Here is a 17,495-nt window from a genome sequence, read left to right as displayed (position 1 = left end):
CTCGGGGAATCCCCAATCGCAGACACCGGTTCGCCAGCCGGTGTGCGAAGCCATTCGGTCGCCGGCAATGACGCCCGCACCGGGACAACGTCGTTCCGGTGCGGGCGCATTTGTCGTCGGAAGTCAGGAGTAGAGATGACCGCAGTCGCCATCCCCGGACTGGACACCGCGCCGACGACGCACACTGGCGTGCTGTCCTTCGTCCGGGAGGTCGCCGAGCTGACCAACCCGGACCGCGTGGTGTGGGTCGACGGGTCTGACGAAGAAGCCGCCCGGATCAACCAGGAGCTGGTCGAGGCGGGCACGTTCGTGCAGCTCAAGTCGAAGCCGAACTCCTTCTGGGCCACTTCGGACCCCGACGACGTCGCCCGGGTCGAGGACCGGACCTTCATCTGTTCGGAGCGTCCCGAGGACGCCGGTCCGACCAACAACTGGATGGACCCGGCCGAGATGAAGGCCACCATGACCGAGCTGTTCCGCGGCTCGATGCGTGGCCGCACGATGTACGTCATCCCGTTCTGCATGGGCCCGCTCGGCGACGAGAATCCCAAGCTGGGTATCGAAATCACGGATTTCGCCTACGTTGTCGCGTCGATGCGCGTGATGACCCGCGCCGGCAAGGCGGCCCTCGACAAGTTCGTCGCGCCGGACGGATCCGAGCGCGAATTCGTGCCCGCGCTGCACTCCGTGGGCAAGCCGCTCGAACCGGGCGAGAAGGACGCTTCCTGGCCCTGCAACGAAACGAAGTACATTTCGCACTTCCCCGAGGAACGCGCGATCTGGAGCTACGGCTCGGGTTACGGCGGCAACTCCTTGCTGGGCAAGAAGTGCTACTCGCTGCGCATCGCGTCGGTGATGGCCCGCGACGAGGGCTGGCTCGCCGAGCACATGCTGATCCTCAAGCTGATCTCCCCCGAGGACAAGGTCCACTACGTCGCGGCCGCGTTCCCGAGCGCTTGTGGCAAGACCAACCTCGCCATGCTGCAGCCGACCATCCCGGGCTGGCGCGCTGAGACCCTGGGTGACGACATCGCCTGGATGCGCTTCGGCGAGGACGGCCGCCTGTACGCGGTCAACCCCGAGTTCGGCTTCTTCGGCGTCGCGCCGGGCACCGACTGGCACACGAACCCGAACGCGATGCGCACGATCGAGAAGGGCAACACGGTCTTCACGAACGTCGCCCTGACCGACGACGGCGACATCTGGTGGGAGGGCATGGAGAACAAGCCCGCCCACGCCACGTCGTGGAAGGGCCAGGACTGGACGCCCGACTCGGACGAGAAGGCCGCCCACCCGAACTCGCGCTACTGCACGCCGATGTCGCAGTGCCCGATCCTCGCGCCGGAGTGGGACGACCCGAAGGGCGTGCCGATCTCGGCCATCCTGTTCGGCGGCCGCCGCAAGACGACGGTCCCGCTGGTGAACGAGGCCCGCGACTGGCAGCACGGCGTGTTCATGGGCGCCACCATGTCCTCGGAGACGACCGCTGCGGCGGCCGGCGCGGTCGGCAACGTCCGCCGCGACCCGATGGCGATGCTGCCGTTCCTCGGCTACCACGCCGGTGACTACTTCAAGCACTGGCTGAACCTGGGCAAGAACGCCGACGCGAACAAGCTGCCGAAGATCTTCTACGTCAACTGGTTCCGCCGCGGCGACGACGGCCGGTTCCTGTGGCCGGGCTTCGGCGAGAACTCGCGGATCCTGAAGTGGGTCATCGAGCGCGTCGAGGGCAAGGGCAACGCCGTCGAGACGCCGGTCGGCTTCGTGCCGCGCGCCGAGGACCTCGACACCGAGGGCCTGACCGAGCCGATCGAGGACATCCAGGCCGCCTTGGACGTCAAGCCCGAGGAGTGGCGCGAGGAGCTGCCGCTGATCGAGGAGTGGTTCGAGAAGATCGGCGACCGGGTGCCGACGTCGCTGCGTGACGAGCTGGACGCGCTGGCCCAGCGTCTCGCCTGAGTTCCACAGGCCGAAGGGGACGTCCCTCGGGGCGTCCCCTTCCGCCTGTAGTTTCGCGGCCATGAGACCGTTCCGCTTCGGTGTGGCGTTGTACGTGCCCGGCTCGCGAGCCGAGTGGATGGCGAAATGCCGCGAGGCCGAGGACCTCGGCTACGACGTCGTCGGAGTGGTCGACCACCTCGGGCGGGTCGCGCCGGTGCCCGCCCTGCTCCTCGCCGCCGAGGCCACCGAACGAATCCGGCTGAACACGTACGTCCTCAACGCGAGCTTCCACAACCCGGTGGTCCTGACCCGCGACCTCGCCGCGCTCGACGAGTTCGCCGGCGGCCGGGTGGAGATCGGGATCGGCGCCGGGTACGTCCGTGACGAGTTCGAAGCCGCCGGGATCGACTGGGGCACGCCCGGCCGCCGGTTCACGCGGCTCGTCGACGTGGTCACCGAAATCGAGCGCGCGTTCACCGACCGCCCGCGGCCGCCGCTGCTGCTCGGCGGCCGCGGCGACCGGATGCTGACCTTCGCCGCCGCGCGCGCCGACACCATCTCCCTCACCGGCACGGCGCCCGGCGCGGCCGAGGGGCGGCTCGCCCTCGCCGATTCCGCCGCGCTGGCCGAGCGCGCCGACTTCGTCAAGCGGGTGCTCGACGGCCGGGACGTCGAGCTGAACCTGATGGTCCACTTCGTCCGGATCACCGATGACCGGCGGGCGGCCCTGGAGACGGCACACCAGCTCGTGCCGCACCTCGGCGTCGAGGAGCTCGGCTCGCTGGCCACGGTCCTCGCCGGCTCGGCGGAAGCGGTGGCCGAGCAGCTGCTGCGCACCCGCGAGACCCTCGGCGTCAGCTACTTCACGGTGCTCGAAGACGACCTGGCCAGGCTCGCTCCGGTGATCGAGAAGCTCCACTGAGTACGTTGTCGGTATGACTGGGGATTTCCGCTTCGGTGTCAACATGGTCGTGCCGGACAGCCGTTCCGCCTGGGTCGAAAAGTGCCGAAAGGCCGAGGACCTCGGTTACGACGTGCTGTCGGCGGCCGACCACCTCGGCATGGCGCCGCCGTTCCCGGCGCTCGTGCTCGCCGGCGAGGTCACTTCGCGCGTCAAGCTGAACACCTTCGTGCTCAACGCGCCGTTCTACAACCCGGTGCTGCTCGCCCGGGACGTCACGGGCACCGACCAGTTCACCGACGGACGCCTGGAGCTGGGGCTCGGCGCCGGGTACGTCAAGGAGGAGTTCGAGGCGGCCGGGATGCCGTTCCCGTCCGCGCGCGAGCGCGTCGACCACCTCGAGCGGATGATCACCGAGCTCAAGCGGCTGTACGCCGATCCGGAGCACAAGCCCGCGCCGGTGCGCCCCGAGGGACCGCCGCTGCTGCTCGGCGGCCGCGGCGACCGTGTGCTGGGCCTGGCGGCCGAGCACGCCGACATCATCGGCTTCACCGGCACCACCAAGACGCCGGACGGCGCACCCCTCGCCGCGGCCGGACCCGAGGAGATCGACGAGCGTGTGGCGTTCGTCCGCGCGAAGCTCGGCGACCGCGAGGCGCACGTGGAGTTCAACCTGCTCTGCCAGTTCGTGAAGGTCACGGACGACCGCGCGGCCGGCTTGGCCGAGGTCGAACAGCTCGTGGGCGGCCGGTTGGGCGCCGAAGCGATCGGCGAGCTGCCGGTCGTCCTCGTCGGTACGGCGGCGCAGATCGCCGACCAGCTCCGCGCTCACCGGGAGCGCTTCGGGTTCAGCTACTTCACCATCCTCGAACCGTTCCTCGACGAGTTCGCGCCGGTCCTCGAGCACCTCCGATGATCGACGCGAAGGCGCTCGGCGTCCGGGCCGGCGAGCAGTGGCTGTTCGACGACCTGGACTTCTCCGTGGACCCCGGCGAGTGCGCGGCGATCGTCGGACCGAACGGGGTCGGCAAGTCGACTTTGCTGCGTTGCTTCTACGGCATGCAGAAGCCGCAGCGAGGCCGGGTGCTGGTGGACGGCAAGGCGCCGGACGAGCGGGACGTCGAGTTCCGCCGCAAGGTCTCCGTGCTGTTCGACGACTCCGACTTCTTCGCCGAGCTGACGCCGGTGCAGCACCTGGAACTTCTGTCTGGCTCGTTCGGCGCCGACCTCGGCGACCACGAGGAGCTGCTGCGCGACGCGGGCCTCGGCGAGCGCATGCGCGTGACGTCGGGGCACTTCTCCGCGGGCCAGCGCCGCCGGCTGCTCCTGCTCGGCGTCACCGCGCGGCCCCACCGGCTGCTGCTGCTCGACGAGCCGGAACGCGCGCTGGACGCGGCGGGCAAGGAGTGGCTGGTCGAGGTGATCGCCCGGTCGACCGCGGCCGGCGCGGCGGTCGTGGTGGCCACCCACCACCCGCCGCTGCTGGAGGCCGCGGACAGCGTGCTCGAACTGTGGTGACGCTGGCACCACGCCGGATGCGGATCCCGGGCCGGAAGCGGTTCGGCGGGATCTTCAGCGGCGACACCGCGGGGTTCGTCTTCCTGTTCGGCTTCGGGTTCCTGTTCACGGCGTTCTTCCACGTCGACGCCTGGCGCCCGGCTCTGTACGGCTCGTCGCGGGTCGACTTCCCGGCCGTGCTCGGGCTGCTCACGCTCTGCTGCGCGGTCGGCTGGCGCGGCCTGCTGCGCCGCGGCTTCGTCTGGGTCGAACCGGCGGAGCTGACCTGGCTCGACTTCGCGCCGGTGGACCGCGGCCGCGTCGTCACGCTGCGGCTGCTCGGCGCCTGGACCGGCGTGGTCGCGGTGACCGCTTACCTGGCGGCGCTGCTGCTCGCCGTCGGCGGCGCGGGGCTCGACCAGTGGCGAGCGGCGTTCGCCGTCGTCGCCGCGACCGGTGTCGTCGCGTTCGCTTCGGCGAGGCGGACGCGACCGGTCTTTGGGGGGGCCAGGGGGGCTTGCCCCCCGGCTGGGGTCTGGGGCTCGGCCCCAGAAGGCTCCGGGTTCGACGCCCTCGGCCCGCTGCTGCTCGCCGTACTCGGGCTGGCGATCGCCGTGTTCGGCCTCGGCCCGGTGACCGTCCAGTTCGTCGCGGCCGGGGTGCTGGCCGCGGCGCTGCCGCTGGCGTTCGGCGGCGAGCCGGTCGTGCGCGCGGGCCGGGCGACGTTGCTCGCCGGGTGGGACGGCCGGGTGCTGCGCTCGGTCGCCGTCACCTTCCTCGACCCGATGATGCTGCTTCCGCCGTCCGCGCCGGCCGGGCGGCTTTCGCTGCGCCGGCCGACGCCGCTGCGACTGGCCTGGGCGGGCACGCTCGGCCGGTCGCGATACGCGGGTGCGGCGGTCATGGTCGGCTTCGCGGTCGTCGTCGCGCACATCGCGGTGCCGACCGTGCCGGGCGCGGTCATGGTCGGCGTCGGTGCGTACGTCGCGCTGACGCCGTTCGGCGGCGGGCTCGGCGAGCTCTGGCGCAACCCGGGCCGTCGCCGGTGGCTCGGATCGGCGAACCGCGGCCTGGTCCTGGCCCACGGTCTCGTGCTGGCCGGCGTCGGATCGCTCTGGGCGGCGCTGCTCGCCGTGGTCACCCTCGCGGGTGGGACGTCGTTCCCCGCGACGGCGTGGTTCGCCGTACCGCTCGCGGTGCTTTCGATCCTGCGCACGGTGACCCGGACCGCCGTCGACTACGCGAATCCTGGTTTCACCGACACCCCGATGGGGCCGATGCCCGCCAACCTCGTGCGTCAGCTCTTCCGCGGACTCGACCTGCTGGCCGTCGGCATCGTGCTGCTCGCCGCCGCCATTTGACCTACGCTCGGCCCGACGAAGGGAGCAACCAGTGGGCGGCGGGCACGCACCGGGTGTCGGACGCAGGGCGACCAGCGAGTTCCCGGCCGGCTGGACCGGCGAACACATCATCTCGGTGGTCAAGGACGTCGCGAACGACCCCAGCGAAGCCCGGCGGCGGCAGCAGAACGGCCGCTGGCGGTGTGCCGGCGAGCGGTTCAACGTGCACCTGATCGTCCTGGTCGAGGAGGACGGGCGCGTGTACACCGCGTACCCGGTGGCAGGACCCGGCGTGGTCCGCAACCCCGACACCGCACGCGACCCGGCGAACCCGACGGTCGCCGATCTCAGGGAAAACCGCATCAGCTTCTTCGCCGACAGCGTGCTGACCACGGTCGGCAGCCGGCTCTCGCCGGAGGACTACACGCACTACCGCACGCTGCTGTGGGCCGGCGAGTGGGAGGAGCTGGCCGACGTGCTGGCCGCGCACGCCGTCAAGGTCGGCCTGAACTTCTCGCCGGACGAGTTCTCCGACTTCGAGAAGCTGCTCAACAGCTACGACCTGCCGGTGCCCGGCTGCGCGTTCCTCAACGACCGCGAGCACATCCTCAAGCAGCTCCGCCCGCTCTAACTCGCCTGGGAAAGCGAGGGCGACGCGGCGGGCGCGACGGCCGCGCGGAGCTCCTCCAGTGGCAGGCCGACGGCGTCGGCGATGGCCGTGACCGTGAAGAACGCCGGCGTGGGGATGCGGCCGGTCTCGATCTTCCGGAGCGTCTCGACCGAGATCCCGGCCTCGGTGGCGACGTCGACCATGCTCCGGCCGGCCCGTGCCGCCCGCAGCGCCTGGCCGAGGCGTTCGCCTCGTTCGCGCTCTTCGTCCGTCAGCGGCACTCGCACCATGGGACCGATTCTAATACCACTGGAGTTGTCCACTGCCTGTGGACAACTCTGTGCACAGGTGTGGAAAAGCCCCGTCGAACGTCCGTTCGGCGGGGCCTCCACTATCCCTTGTGGTGTCAGGCGCCCGCGGGCACCGGAAGTGGCATGCCGGGCAGGCTCTGGTCGTTCGGCACGACGCCGTCGATCAGGTAGGCCTCCACGACCTTGTCCACACCCGCGTTGCCGCCGGCGTAGATGCCGTGGTCGCCCTCACCGGTGATCGTCAGCATCCGCGAACCCGCGAACGCCTTGTGCGCGCGCCGCGCGCCCTCGATCGGCGTCGCCGGGTCGTGCTCCGACTCGACGATCAGCACCGGCGGGACACCCCGGCCGTCCAGCACCGGCAGCGGGACCGGCGGCTTCTTCCAGAACAGGCACGGCTGGATGAACCAGCCCGCGCCGAGCAGGGGCAGCTGCTGGTCGATCAGCTTCTGCGACTGCTTGATGGCGCTGTTGGTGCTGCCGGTCCACGGACCCTCATTGCACGGGATGGTCCAGAAGCTGGCGTCGAAGGAGTCGCCGTCGGTCGGCACCATCAGCGGCTGCGCGCCGGAGGTCTCGGTGCTCTTGTCGGCGGCCTTGACCTTCTGCGCGGCCGACGACTTGGCCTGCGCCGAGGCGGTGCCCTGGGTCAGCGTCCGGACGCTGACCAGGTAGTCGGCCAGCGACGGGAAGGCGCGCTTCGAGTAGATGTTCGACGCGATGAACGAGTCAAGGCCGTTGGCCGACACGGTCGAGCCGTCGGACAGGGTGACCGCGCCCTGGGTCAGGGCGTAGCGGACCTGCTCGTACGTCTGGCGGGCCGCATCACCGGTGGTGCCGAAGTGGAAGAGCTTGTCGTACTTCGCCATCCACGGGAGGAAGTCGGCCCGGAAGCGGCGCTCGAAGCCGAGCGGCTGCCAGTCGAACGACTTCTGCCAGGTCGTGGTGAACTCCGTCGACGAGTCGAGCACGAACCGGCCGGTGTGCGTGGGATAGGCCTGCGCGTAGTGCGCGCCCATCCAGGTGCCCGCCGAGTAGCCGACCCAGTTGATCTTGTCGCGGCCGAGCAGCACGCGCAGCAGGTCGATGTCCTTGACCGTCTGGTCGGTGTTGATCAGCGGGCCCAGCTCGCCGGACTTCTGCTGGCAGGACAGCGCCGCGTACTTCGTCGCCTGCAGGATCAGGTTGAGGTTCTCGCGGCTGCGGTCGCGCGGGTCGAGGTCCGAGCCGGTGCCGATGGCCCCGCCGCAGGTGATGTTGGTGCTCTTGCCGGTGCCGCGCGGGTCGAGCCCGACGATCTCCTGGTGCTCGCGCAGCTTGGTCTGGTTGCGCAGGCGGGCCGGGAAGTTGCGGCCGGGTGCGCCGGGGCCGCCGGGGTTGGTGACGACGCTGGCGGTCGCGCCCTTCGTCGCCTTCAGGCGGCTGACCGCGATGGTCAGGTCGATCTGGGCGTTCGGCTGGTACCAGTTGCGCGGCGTCTTGTAGGTCGCGCACTCCATGTCCTCGGCGCCCGCGGGCGGAGCCGTCGGCAGCTCGGAGGGGACAGCGCACTTGTGCCAGTCCAGCTTCTGGTTCGCGTACTGGGCCGGGAGGGAGTTCTGCGGCTGGTTACCGGCCGCGACCTCCTGACCTGCGAACGCCGGAGTGAACCCGGCCAGCAGGGTGCCGGCGACCGCCGGGATCACCACCGCGTAGCGGAGTCGAGTCATACGGTTGCCCCTTTTGGGTTCGCGTGCGGAGTCGGGCTATTGATATCGGGCCCGTCGGCACGCGGCAACCGACGTTGGTCGGCATCGGCGTCGGCGATCAAATCGATATCGGACAGACGTGACTCCCTGTCACGCAGGTTCTAAGGTCAGGCGGTCGGTTACGGGAGTGTTAGGTGAGGTCGATGTCGACTGTCAAGCACGACGGAAAGGTGCGCGGGTTCCAGTTCAGTCCCTGGAACCTGCTCCTGATCGTTCCGCTGCTGATCCTGTTCACGCCGCTGTTCAACGTGGACGGTCCACGGCTGTTCGGGATGCCGTTCTTCTACTGGTTCCAGCTCGCCTTCGTGCTCGTCGGCGTGTTGAGCACCTTGATCGTCTACTGGGCGACCAGGGGAAAGCCGACCACTCCGGCGCCGCCGGACCGGCTGGGCGTGGACGACCTCGACGAAGGTGGTGCCCGATGAGCAACCTGCAGTGGCCCCAGCTGATCATCTTCACGGTGCTGTTCCTGGTCGTCACCGTGCTCGGCTTCATGGCGTCGCGCTGGAAGGCGGGCAGCACCCTCGACCACCTCGACGAATGGGGCCTCGGCGGCCGCAAGTTCGGTTCGTGGATCAGCTGGTTCCTGATCGGCGGCGACCTCTATACCGCTTACACGTTCGTGGCGGTTCCCGCGCTGATGTTCAGTGCCGGCGCGGCGGGCTTCTTCGCGCTGCCGTACACGATCATCGTCTACCCGATCGTGCTGCTCCCGGCGTTGCGGATGTGGTCGGTTTCCCGCGTCCGCGGCTACGTGACCCCGGCCGACTTCGTCCGGGGCCGGTTCGGCTCGCCGGCGCTGGCGTTCCTGATCGCGATCACCGGCATCGTCGCCACCATGCCCTACATCGCGCTGCAGCTGGTGGGGCTCGAAGCCGTGCTGCGGACGATGGGCATCAACGGCTCCGACATCACCGGACACCTGCCGCTGCTGATCGCGTTCATCGTCCTGGCGCTCTACACCTACCAGTCGGGGCTGCGCGCGCCGGCGCTGATCGCGTTCGTCAAGGACATCCTGATCTACCTCGTGATCATCGTGGCGATCGTCTACCTGCCGTCGAAGCTGGGTGGCTGGTCGCACATCTTCGACGTCAGCAAGGCGAAGTTCGACGCCACCCCGGCGAAGACCGACGGTCTCCTGCTGAACTCGAACAACCAGCTCCAGTACGCCACCCTGGCCCTCGGTTCGGCGCTGGCCCTGTTCCTCTACCCGCACTCGGTCACCGGTGTGCTCGCCTCGCGCGGGCGGAGCGTGATCAAGCGGAACATGGTCGCGCTGCCGGCGTACTCGCTGCTGCTGGGTCTGCTCGCGCTGCTCGGGTACGTCGCGATCGCCGCGACGGTGAAGCCGCTGAACAACGCGGCGACCGGCAAGCCCGACACGAACACCATCGTCCCCCTGCTGTTCGACGGCCAGTTCCCGGCGTGGTTCGCCGGGATCGCCTTCGCCGCCATCGGCATCGGCGCGCTGGTGCCCGCCGCGATCATGTCGATCGCCGCGGCCAACCTGTGGACCCGCAACATCTACAAGGAGTTCTTCAAGCGGAACGCGACGCCGGCTCAGGAAGCGAAGCAGGCGAAGCTCGCTTCACTGGTCGTGAAGCTCGGTGCGGTGCTGTTCATCCTGCTGATCGACCCCCAGTTCTCCATCGACCTGCAGCTCATCGGCGGCGTGCTGATCCTGCAGACGCTGCCGTCGGTGGCGATCGCGCTCTACACCCGGTGGCTGCACCGGTGGGGCCTGATCGCGGGCTGGGTCGTCGGCATCGGCTGGGGCCTGATCATGCTGTACGGCATCCCCAACCCGGCCAACGGCAAGCAGCACTTCGGTGGTTCGGCGCTGGCGCTGGACAAACTGTCGCTCTTGGGCTGGCACCCCTTCTCGGGTTCGCTGGTGCAGATCTACGTCGGGTTCGTGGCGCTGGTCGCCAACCTCGTGGTCGCGGTGATCGTCACGGTGATCGCGCGGCGGATGAAGGCGTTCAACGGCACCGACGACACCAATCCCGAGGACTACCACGCCGACGAGCACGACAAGGACCTCCGCCCCGTCGGTGTCCACTGAGCCCACTAAGTCCACTGAGGACGGTTCTTGAGGACGATCGTCCGCGAGACGAGGTAGAGCACCAGGCCGTTGAGCAGGTGCCAGAGGAAGTGCGTGCCGACCGGGACGTAGTCGCATACGTCCCGGTCGAGCGTGCGCAGGGAAAGGGAAAGCGCGAACACCGCGCCTGCGATCGCGTAGTGGGCCCAGTAGGCGTCACGGGCGAAGCCGAGTATCGCGGCGAAGGCGAACAACCCGATCAGTGCCGAGAGGTAGAGCCCGCCGCCCAGCAGCGCGGTGACCACGGTGAGCGCGAGGAACGCCGGCGCGGCGAGCCACGCGTACCGCCAACCGAAGAACACGCGCGGGAACAGCACGGCATACACCAGCACGAACACGAGAATGGCCACCGAATCCGCGACGGCGGCCCAGCGCGTCGCGAGCAGGTGGAAGGCCGTGCTGGCGGCAAAAACCAGTCCGATCGACGCGGCGAGCAACCGCCCGGTCCGGTCCCCCTCGGCGAGCCGCCACACCAGCACGGCGGCGACGAGGAAGGCGAGGTTGCTCAGGCTGTTGAGCGGCTCTCCCCAGAGCCCGGCCGCGACCCGTTCGCAGTACCCGTCGACGTAGTCCGTCACGGTGACAGCCAACCACGGGGCTAGAACTCCAGGCGCCAGAACTGGCGGGTGAGCGCCGGCCCGAAGCCATCATCCGGTTCTTCCGCGACGAGTTCGAACCCGGTGGCGTGGTAGATCGCGTGCGCGGCGGTGAGTACCGACATCGTCCACAGCTCCATTTCCCGGTAGCCGTGTGCCCTGGCGAACTCGACGCACTCGGAGACCAGCCGCTTGCCCACGCCGTGGCCACGAGCCGACGGCTCGAGCAGCAGCAACCGCAGCTGGGCCGTGTGTTCGCCGGAACCCCGGCCGCAGCCGATGCCGCCGACGCGTTCCCCGTCGAGCTCGGCGATCCAGAACGCCTGCCGCGGATCGTCGTGGCTCTCGGCGAAGCCGGCGACGGCGCGGGCGACGAGGGCTTCGAACCGCGCGTCGAAGCCGTACTCGCGGGCGTACAGCGCGCCGTGACGTTCCACCACCCAGCCGAGGTCACCCGGTCGTGGTGGGCGAAGGACGAGGGCGGGGTCGCGACGACGATCGCCGACCACGTCGCCGATCGTGCGCATCGCGGTCAGCAGGCGCTGCTGGTCTTCGTCGGCGAAGCGGCGCAACAGCCCGGCGATCTGCTCGGTGGACCGGCGGTTGAGCACGGCGAACGCGTCCCGGCCCGCCGCGGTCGGGTGCACGAGCTGACGGCGGGCGTCCTCATCGGACCGTTCGCGCACGATCAGCCCGCGTGCCTCGAGGCGCGCGAGCAGCCTGCTGGCGTAGCCCGCGTCGAGGTCCAGGCGCTTACGCAGGTCGGTCACCGGCAGCGGGTCCTGGTGGGCGAGTTCGAAGAGCACGCGGGCTTCGGGGAGCGAGTACTCCGCGTCCGCCGGTCCTTCGTCGAGTACGCCGATCACTCCGGTGTAGAGCCGGTTGAAGGCGCGGACCGCGGAAACGCGGCCGGCCAGCTGCGCGTCGTTCATTGACCACCTCAACAAACTCGTTGACGAAGTCAAAGAATACTGCGGAATCCGCGTCCGGCAAGTCCTGGATATGGGAAACCCCGCGATGCTGCCAGGTCGGGGGTCCGCCAGCATCACGGGGTCGTACGGGGTATCGACACCACTTCGCGTGGCGTTACATCGATAGCGCCATGTGGTCTAGGTCACTCGAATGGGCGACCACCACGAGGTGAGAGATCAGCGCATGTAGTTCGAGCGAGCCTGCGCGATCGCGATGAGTTCCTGACGGACCGTCGCGGTGGCGGCGGTGTCGATCGCCCGGTTCAGCGCCCGGCGAGTGCGAGCCTCGGCGCGGTGGGCACGGAGCTTGGCGGCGATGTTGTTCATCGGTTTCTGCATCCCCTTCGGAGGGTCTTGGTGGCTTGTGCTTCTAGTATGCACCTTTTTTCACAAAGACTCCAACGAATATCCGGTGATGTGGCGCACTCGCCGATGAATCATCGGCAAACTTGGGTAACTTCCGGAGAGATGTGGGGTGGCGCCGGTCACGGCCAAGCAACCTGCTATCGAGTTCTAGCCCTATCTAGTAATAATGCTAGAGAAAGCTATCGACGCTGATAGACCGCGAGAGAGCCGGAAAAGCCCAGGTCAGTCGCGGCCGAGCAGGTAGTGGCCGAAGTGCGGGACGGTGAAGGCGATCTGCCCCCGCTCGGCGGAGTAGACGAGGCCCTTCTTCATCAGGCTGTCGCGCGCCGGCGACAGGGACGACGGCTTCCGCCCGAGGAACACGGCGACGTCGGCGGTGCCGGCGGGCTCGTCGCGGCCCTGGGTCAGCTCGGCCATTGCCTGCAGGTACTCGCGCTCGGCCGGCGTCGCGCGCTCGTAGCGTGACCCGAAGAAGCCGACGGCCAGCTCCGACTCCGCTTCGGGCGCGGCGACCTGGACGTCCTTGACCGTGATCGGGTCCGACGGCGCCGCGTCCCAGGCCGCCTTGCCGTAGGCCTGGATGAAGTAGGGGTAGCCGCCGGAGGCGTCGAAGAGCGCGTCGAGGGCTTCCGGCTCGATGCCGGCGTCCTCGCGCTCGATCGGCGCCATCACGGCGAAGTCGGCGTCTTCGCGGTTGAGCCGGTCGATGCGCGCGTACCGGAAGAGGCGTTCGGAGTAGGACTTCGAGGCCGACAGGACGGCGGGCAGATGCGGTAACCCGGCGCCGACGACCACGAGCGGCGCCCCGGACTGGGACAGCTCGTGGCAGGCCGCGCACAACGCCGAGACGTCGTCCGGCTGCAGGTCCTGCATTTCGTCGATGAGCAGCGCGACGCCGGTGCCGACGTCCGCGGCCAGCTCGGCGACGTCGGTGAACAGCTCGACGAGGTCGATCTCGATGTCCCCGGAGTCGGCCCGCCCCTGCGCGGTCGGCACGTCGATGCCCGGCTGCCAGCGGTCACGCAGCTTCGCGTCGGCCTTGTTGGCCCGCAGCGCGAACGCTTTCAGGACGCCGAGAACCTCTTCGACCCGATCCGGCGCCCGATGCCGCACGGCGAGGTCCCGGATGGCCCGGTGCAGCGCGGCCGACAGCGGCCGCCGCAGCTCGGCGTCCGGCCGGGCTTCGATCTTGCCGGCGCCCCACTTGTGCCGCACGGCCATCGCGCGCAGCTCCCCGAGGAGCACGGTCTTGCCGACACCCCGGAGCCCGGTGAGGACGAGACTGCGTTCGGGTCTCCCCCGCGCCACCCGCTCCAGCACCACTTCGAACGCCTTGAGCTCACGCTCGCGCCCGGCCAGCTCAGGCGGCCGCTGCCCGGCGCCCGGCGCGAAGGGGTTGCGGATGGGGTCCACTCTGCCAAGTTATCGGCGTATCTAGCGCGAGCCCGATATTCCGCCATAGACGCCTAGCGCGTGTCGCCGAGGTTCGACCGGATGGCCGTACATAGAGACGAACAGGTCTGCAGCCCTGCTCGTCTCTACCCCCAGTGCGCACCTATCGACGCGCGACTAGTCGGTCAGGTTCCGTTCCGCGTAGATCTTCATCGCGTCCCGAGCGTCAAGCTCAACCGCTAAGGCTTTCTAACCCTTTCTAGCGTTCGGCCGATATTCGCGCAGAAAGGGCGATGAGGATTCGAGCACGGGCCGAGCGGGCATCCACGGAGTAGGTTCGACCAGGCAGCGGCCCGTACGAGGAAGGCTATGACCGTGATACTCCGTCGAGTGGCACGTCCCCTGCTCGCCACGATCTTCGTGACGGGCGGGATCAATGCGCTGAGGCAGGCCGAGGGGCACGCCAAGGTGGCGGAACCGTTCCTCAACAACGCGTTCGACAAGCTGGGCGACGTCGTGCCGGCGCAGGTCCCGCGCGACCCGGTGACGCTCGTCCGGCTCGACGCCGCGGTGAAGATCGGCGCCGGCCTCGCGCTCGCGTCCGGCAAGGCGCCTCGGCTCGCGGCCGGGCTGCTGCTCGGCAGCCTGGTGCCGACGACGCTCTCGACGCACAGCTTCTGGGCCATCAAGGACCCGGGCGAGCGTCAGCAGCAGCAGGTCCAGTTCTTCAAGAACGCGAGCCTGGCCGGTGGCCTGCTGCTCGCGGTCGCCGACACGCACGGGAAGCCGTCGGTCGGCTGGCGCGCGCGCCGCGCCGCGAAGGACGTCGGCCACAGCGCCGAGAAGCTGAGCCGCAAGGGGCAGAAGCGCGCGAACAAGCTCGCCAAGCGGGCCCAGAAGGCGCTCCCCCACTGACGCCAAACTTCGTGAAGGCCACCTTGAGGAACTTCAAGTTCCTCAAGGTGGCCTTCACGAACTTGCGCGCTACTTCTCCAGGATCGCGGTGACGCCCTGGCCGCCGGCCGCGCAGATCGAGATCAGGCCGCGGCCGGACCCCTTCTCGTGCAGCAGCTTCGCCAGCGTCGCGACGATCCGGCCGCCGGTCGCGGCGAACGGGTGCCCGGCCGCCAGCGACGAGCCGTTGACGTTGAGCTTCGCCCGGTCGATCGCGCCGAGCGGCTCGTCCAGCTCCAGCTTCTCCTTGGCGAACGCCGGGTCCTCCCACGCCTTGAGCGTGGCCAGCACCTGCGACGCGAAAGCCTCGTGGATCTCGTAGAAGTCGAAGTCCGGCAAGGAAAGCCCGGCCCGGGCGAGCATCCGCGGCACGGCGTACGCGGGCGCCATCAGCAAGCCTTCGTCCCCGTGGACGTAGTCGACGGCCGCGGTCTGCGAGAACGTCAGGTACGCCAGCACCGGCAGCTTGTGCGCCTTCGCCCACTCGTCGGTGGCCAGCAGGACCGTCGACGCGCCGTCGGTCAGCGGCGTCGAGTTGCCCGCGGTCATCGTCCCGTTCGGGCCGCCGAAGGCCGGCTTGAGCTTGGCGAGCTTCTCCGCGGTCGAGTCCGGGCGGAGGTTCTGGTCGCGGGCGAGCTTGAGGAACGGCGTCACCAGGTCGTCGAAGAACCCGCGCTCGTAGGCGGCGGCGAGCTTCTGGTGGCTGCTCGCGGCCAGTTCGTCCTGCGCCTCGCGGGTGATCTCCCAGGCCTTCGCGGTGAGCGCGGCGTGCTCGCCCATCGACAGGCCGGTGCGCGGCTCGGAGTTGCGCGGGATCGCCGGCACGATGTGGCCGGGCCGGATCTTCGCGACGAGCTTGAGCCGGTCGCCGAGCGTCTTCGCGGCGTTGAGCCCGATGAGGATCTGGCGCAGGTCCTCGTTCACGGCCAGCGGCGCGTCGCTCGTGGTGTCGACGCCGCCGGCGATGGCCGAGTCGAGCTGGCCGAGCGCGATCTTGTTGGCGACGTTGACGATGGCCTGCAGGCCGGTGCCGCACGCCATCTGGACGTCGGACGCGGGCGTCGCGGGCGAGAGCTTGCTGCCCAGCACGCTCTCGCGGGCCAGGTTGAAGTCCTTCGAGTGCTTGAGCACGGCGCCGGCGGCGACCTCGCCGATCACCTCGCCCTGCAGCGAGAAGCGGCTGACCAGGCCGTCGAGCGCGGCGGTGAACATGTCCTGGTTCGACGCCTTCGCGTACGGCCCGTTGGACCGCGCGAAGGGGATCCGGTTGCCCCCGATGATCGCGACCTTGCGCACGGCTGGTGCTGCTTTTGGATGGCGCTGTTTCGGCGGCATGAACTTCACCTCTCTGGTCGGCTCCTGCACACTGTAACCTACTCAGGAGTAGGTTAGACTGCGGCGTGACGCAGACGGCACGGGAGGCAACCGATGGCTGACAGGTACCAGCAGTTCACGAAAACCCCGTTGGGGAAGTTCGTGGTGCCGAAGCTCGGCCTGCCGAACCCCGCGACACTGCGCCGCTACAAGCCCGGCCAACCCGCCCTCGAGGGTCCCGCACTTCTCGGCGCCGCGCCCGGCGGACGGCTGGAGAAGACCCTTCGTGACCGGCTCGCCGACGCCGGCATCGAGGTCATCGGCACCCCGGCCGACCGGCACGCGGCGCTCGTCTTCGACGCCACCGGCGTCACCGATCCCGCCCGCCTGCGTGAGGTCTACGACTTCTTCCACCCGGTGATCCGCAGCGTCGGCCCGTCCGGCCGGGTCGTCGTGCTCGGTACCCCGCCGGAGCAGGTCGAGGGCCGCGAGCGGATCGCGCAGCGCGCCCTCGAAGGTTTCATCCGTTCGGTGGGCAAGGAGCTGAAGCGCGGCGCGACCGCCCAGCTCGTGTACGTCGCCGATGGCGCCGAAGAGGCGACGGAGTCGACGCTGCGCTTCCTGCTCTCGGCGAAGTCGGCGTTCGTCGACGCACAGGTCATCCGGATCGGCGCCGAAGGTAAGACGGCTTCTCCGCCCGCGAACTGGGAAAAGCCCCTCGACGGCAAGGTCGCGCTGGTCACCGGCGCGTCCCGGGGCATCGGCGCGGCGATCGCCGAGGTGCTGGCCCGCGACGGCGCGCACGTCGTCGCGCTCGACATCCCCGCGCAGGGCGGCGACCTGTCGAAGGTCGCGAACAAGGTCGGCGGGTCCGCGCTGCAGCTCGACATCACTTCGTCGAGCGCGCCCGCGAAGCTCGCGGAGTACCTGAAGGAGCGTCACGACGGCGTCGACATCGTCGTGCACAACGCGGGCATCACGCGCGACAAGACGCTGGGCAACATGAGCGAGAGTGCCTGGGACTCGGTGATCGCCGTGAACCTCGCGTCGCAGCTCGCGGTGAACGACAAGCTGCTCGCCGACAAGGTGCTCAACGAGAACGGCCGCATCATCGGCGTTTCGTCGATCGCGGGCATCGCCGGCAACGTCGGCCAGACGAACTACGCGACGTCGAAGGCGGGCGTCATCGGCATGGTGAACGTCGGCGCACCGCAGCTCGCGGAGTACGGCGGCACGATCAACGCCGTCGCGCCCGGGTTCATCGAGACCAAGATGACGGCGGCGGTCCCGGTGTTCATCCGCGAGGCCGGGCGGCGGCTGTCCAGCCTCGGCCAGGGCGGCCTGCCGGTCGACGTCGCCGAGACGATCGCCTGGTACGCGAACCCGGCGTCGGCCGCGGTGAACGGCAACGTGGTCCGCGTCTGCGGCCAGGCCCTGCTGGGGGCGTGAC

The 17,495-nt window shown here is 69.4% G+C and carries 17 protein-coding genes; 10 read left to right on the top strand and 7 right to left on the bottom strand.

The window, feature by feature from the left end; all coding sequences use genetic code 11:
• Window positions 1-135 precede the first annotated feature (135 nt).
• The 6 genes from A3CE_RS0122870 (at window position 136) to A3CE_RS0122845 (ending at window position 6,310) form a co-directional block, all read left to right on the top strand.
• Window positions 136-1,959 (top strand): phosphoenolpyruvate carboxykinase (GTP), encoded by a 1,824-nt coding sequence (locus A3CE_RS0122870; protein WP_020642445.1) that lies wholly within the window; start codon window positions 136-138, stop codon window positions 1,957-1,959.
• 61 nt (window positions 1,960-2,020) lie between these two features.
• Window positions 2,021-2,863, top strand: a complete 843-nt coding sequence (locus tag A3CE_RS0122865; protein ID WP_084641721.1) for a TIGR03621 family F420-dependent LLM class oxidoreductase — start codon at window positions 2,021-2,023, stop codon at window positions 2,861-2,863.
• A 13-nt stretch (window positions 2,864-2,876) separates the two neighbouring features.
• Window positions 2,877-3,758: an LLM class F420-dependent oxidoreductase gene (locus tag A3CE_RS0122860; protein WP_020642443.1), complete on the top strand. Its 882-nt coding sequence runs from the start codon at window positions 2,877-2,879 to the stop codon at window positions 3,756-3,758.
• Complete coding sequence (locus A3CE_RS0122855) at window positions 3,755-4,360, top strand: ABC transporter ATP-binding protein (protein WP_020642442.1); 606 nt, start codon at window positions 3,755-3,757, stop codon at window positions 4,358-4,360. Before A3CE_RS0122860 ends, A3CE_RS0122855 begins: the two co-directional genes overlap by 4 nt.
• Window positions 4,354-5,700: a hypothetical protein gene (locus A3CE_RS0122850; RefSeq protein ID WP_020642441.1), complete on the top strand. Its 1,347-nt coding sequence runs from the start codon at window positions 4,354-4,356 to the stop codon at window positions 5,698-5,700. The genes A3CE_RS0122855 and A3CE_RS0122850 overlap by 7 nt, the downstream gene beginning before the upstream one ends.
• 31 nt (window positions 5,701-5,731) lie before the next feature.
• A complete protein-coding gene (locus A3CE_RS0122845; RefSeq protein WP_020642440.1) occupies window positions 5,732-6,310 on the top strand; it encodes an EndoU domain-containing protein in 579 nt (192 codons plus the stop codon).
• On the opposite strand, the gene A3CE_RS0122840 is transcribed toward A3CE_RS0122845, so the two are convergent.
• Entirely contained in the window at window positions 6,307-6,579 is a 273-nt protein-coding gene (locus A3CE_RS0122840; protein WP_020642439.1) for a helix-turn-helix domain-containing protein, read from the bottom strand. The genes A3CE_RS0122845 and A3CE_RS0122840 overlap by 4 nt on opposite strands.
• Window positions 6,580-6,695: 116 nt before the next feature.
• Window positions 6,696-8,309 (bottom strand): alpha/beta hydrolase, encoded by a 1,614-nt coding sequence (locus A3CE_RS0122835; protein WP_020642438.1) that lies wholly within the window; start codon window positions 8,307-8,309, stop codon window positions 6,696-6,698.
• Window positions 8,310-8,491: 182 nt separating this feature from the next.
• On the opposite strand from A3CE_RS0122835, the gene A3CE_RS0122830 reads away from it, so the two are divergent.
• Window positions 8,492-8,773, top strand: coding sequence for a DUF3311 domain-containing protein (locus A3CE_RS0122830; RefSeq protein ID WP_020642437.1), 282 nt, complete (start codon window positions 8,492-8,494; stop codon window positions 8,771-8,773).
• Entirely contained in the window at window positions 8,770-10,413 is a 1,644-nt protein-coding gene (gene mctP / locus A3CE_RS0122825) for a monocarboxylate uptake permease MctP (protein ID WP_020642436.1), read from the top strand. Before A3CE_RS0122830 ends, mctP begins: the two co-directional genes overlap by 4 nt.
• A gap of 5 nt (window positions 10,414-10,418) precedes the next feature.
• Here mctP and A3CE_RS0122820 read toward each other — a convergent pair whose 3' ends face one another.
• From A3CE_RS0122820 to A3CE_RS0122805, 4 genes are all read right to left on the bottom strand, one after another.
• On the bottom strand, window positions 10,419-11,030 hold the full coding sequence (locus A3CE_RS0122820; protein ID WP_020642435.1) for a hypothetical protein: 612 nt from the start codon (window positions 11,028-11,030) through the stop codon (window positions 10,419-10,421).
• 20 nt (window positions 11,031-11,050) lie between these two features.
• Entirely contained in the window at window positions 11,051-11,980 is a 930-nt protein-coding gene (locus tag A3CE_RS0122815) for a helix-turn-helix domain-containing GNAT family N-acetyltransferase (protein ID WP_020642434.1), read from the bottom strand.
• Between the two features lie 216 nt (window positions 11,981-12,196).
• Complete coding sequence (locus A3CE_RS57445; protein ID WP_169523886.1) at window positions 12,197-12,346, bottom strand: hypothetical protein; 150 nt, start codon at window positions 12,344-12,346, stop codon at window positions 12,197-12,199.
• 261 nt (window positions 12,347-12,607) lie between these two features.
• A complete protein-coding gene (locus tag A3CE_RS0122805; RefSeq protein ID WP_020642432.1) occupies window positions 12,608-13,798 on the bottom strand; it encodes an ATP-binding protein in 1,191 nt (396 codons plus the stop codon).
• Window positions 13,799-14,146: 348 nt separating this feature from the next.
• Here A3CE_RS0122805 and A3CE_RS0122800 point away from each other — a divergent pair, with 348 nt between their 5' ends.
• Window positions 14,147-14,692, top strand: coding sequence for a DoxX family protein (locus A3CE_RS0122800; protein WP_043791008.1), 546 nt, complete (start codon window positions 14,147-14,149; stop codon window positions 14,690-14,692).
• A gap of 69 nt (window positions 14,693-14,761) precedes the next feature.
• Here the strand turns inward: A3CE_RS0122800 and A3CE_RS0122795 are convergent, their stop codons facing one another.
• On the bottom strand, window positions 14,762-16,066 hold the full coding sequence (locus tag A3CE_RS0122795; RefSeq protein WP_051183929.1) for an acetyl-CoA C-acetyltransferase: 1,305 nt from the start codon (window positions 16,064-16,066) through the stop codon (window positions 14,762-14,764).
• Between the two features lie 93 nt (window positions 16,067-16,159).
• Here A3CE_RS0122795 and A3CE_RS0122790 point away from each other — a divergent pair, with 93 nt between their 5' ends.
• Window positions 16,160-17,494, top strand: coding sequence for a 3-oxoacyl-ACP reductase (locus A3CE_RS0122790; RefSeq protein WP_020642429.1), 1,335 nt, complete (start codon window positions 16,160-16,162; stop codon window positions 17,492-17,494).
• Window position 17,495: the final 1 nt, after the last annotated feature.

It is taken from the genome of Amycolatopsis balhimycina FH 1894, assembly GCF_000384295.1.
In the GTDB taxonomy this organism is placed as follows: domain Bacteria; phylum Actinomycetota; class Actinomycetes; order Mycobacteriales; family Pseudonocardiaceae; genus Amycolatopsis; species Amycolatopsis balhimycina.
Note: the sequence above shows the minus strand (reverse complement) of the source record. Positions and strands in the feature narration are given on the sequence as shown.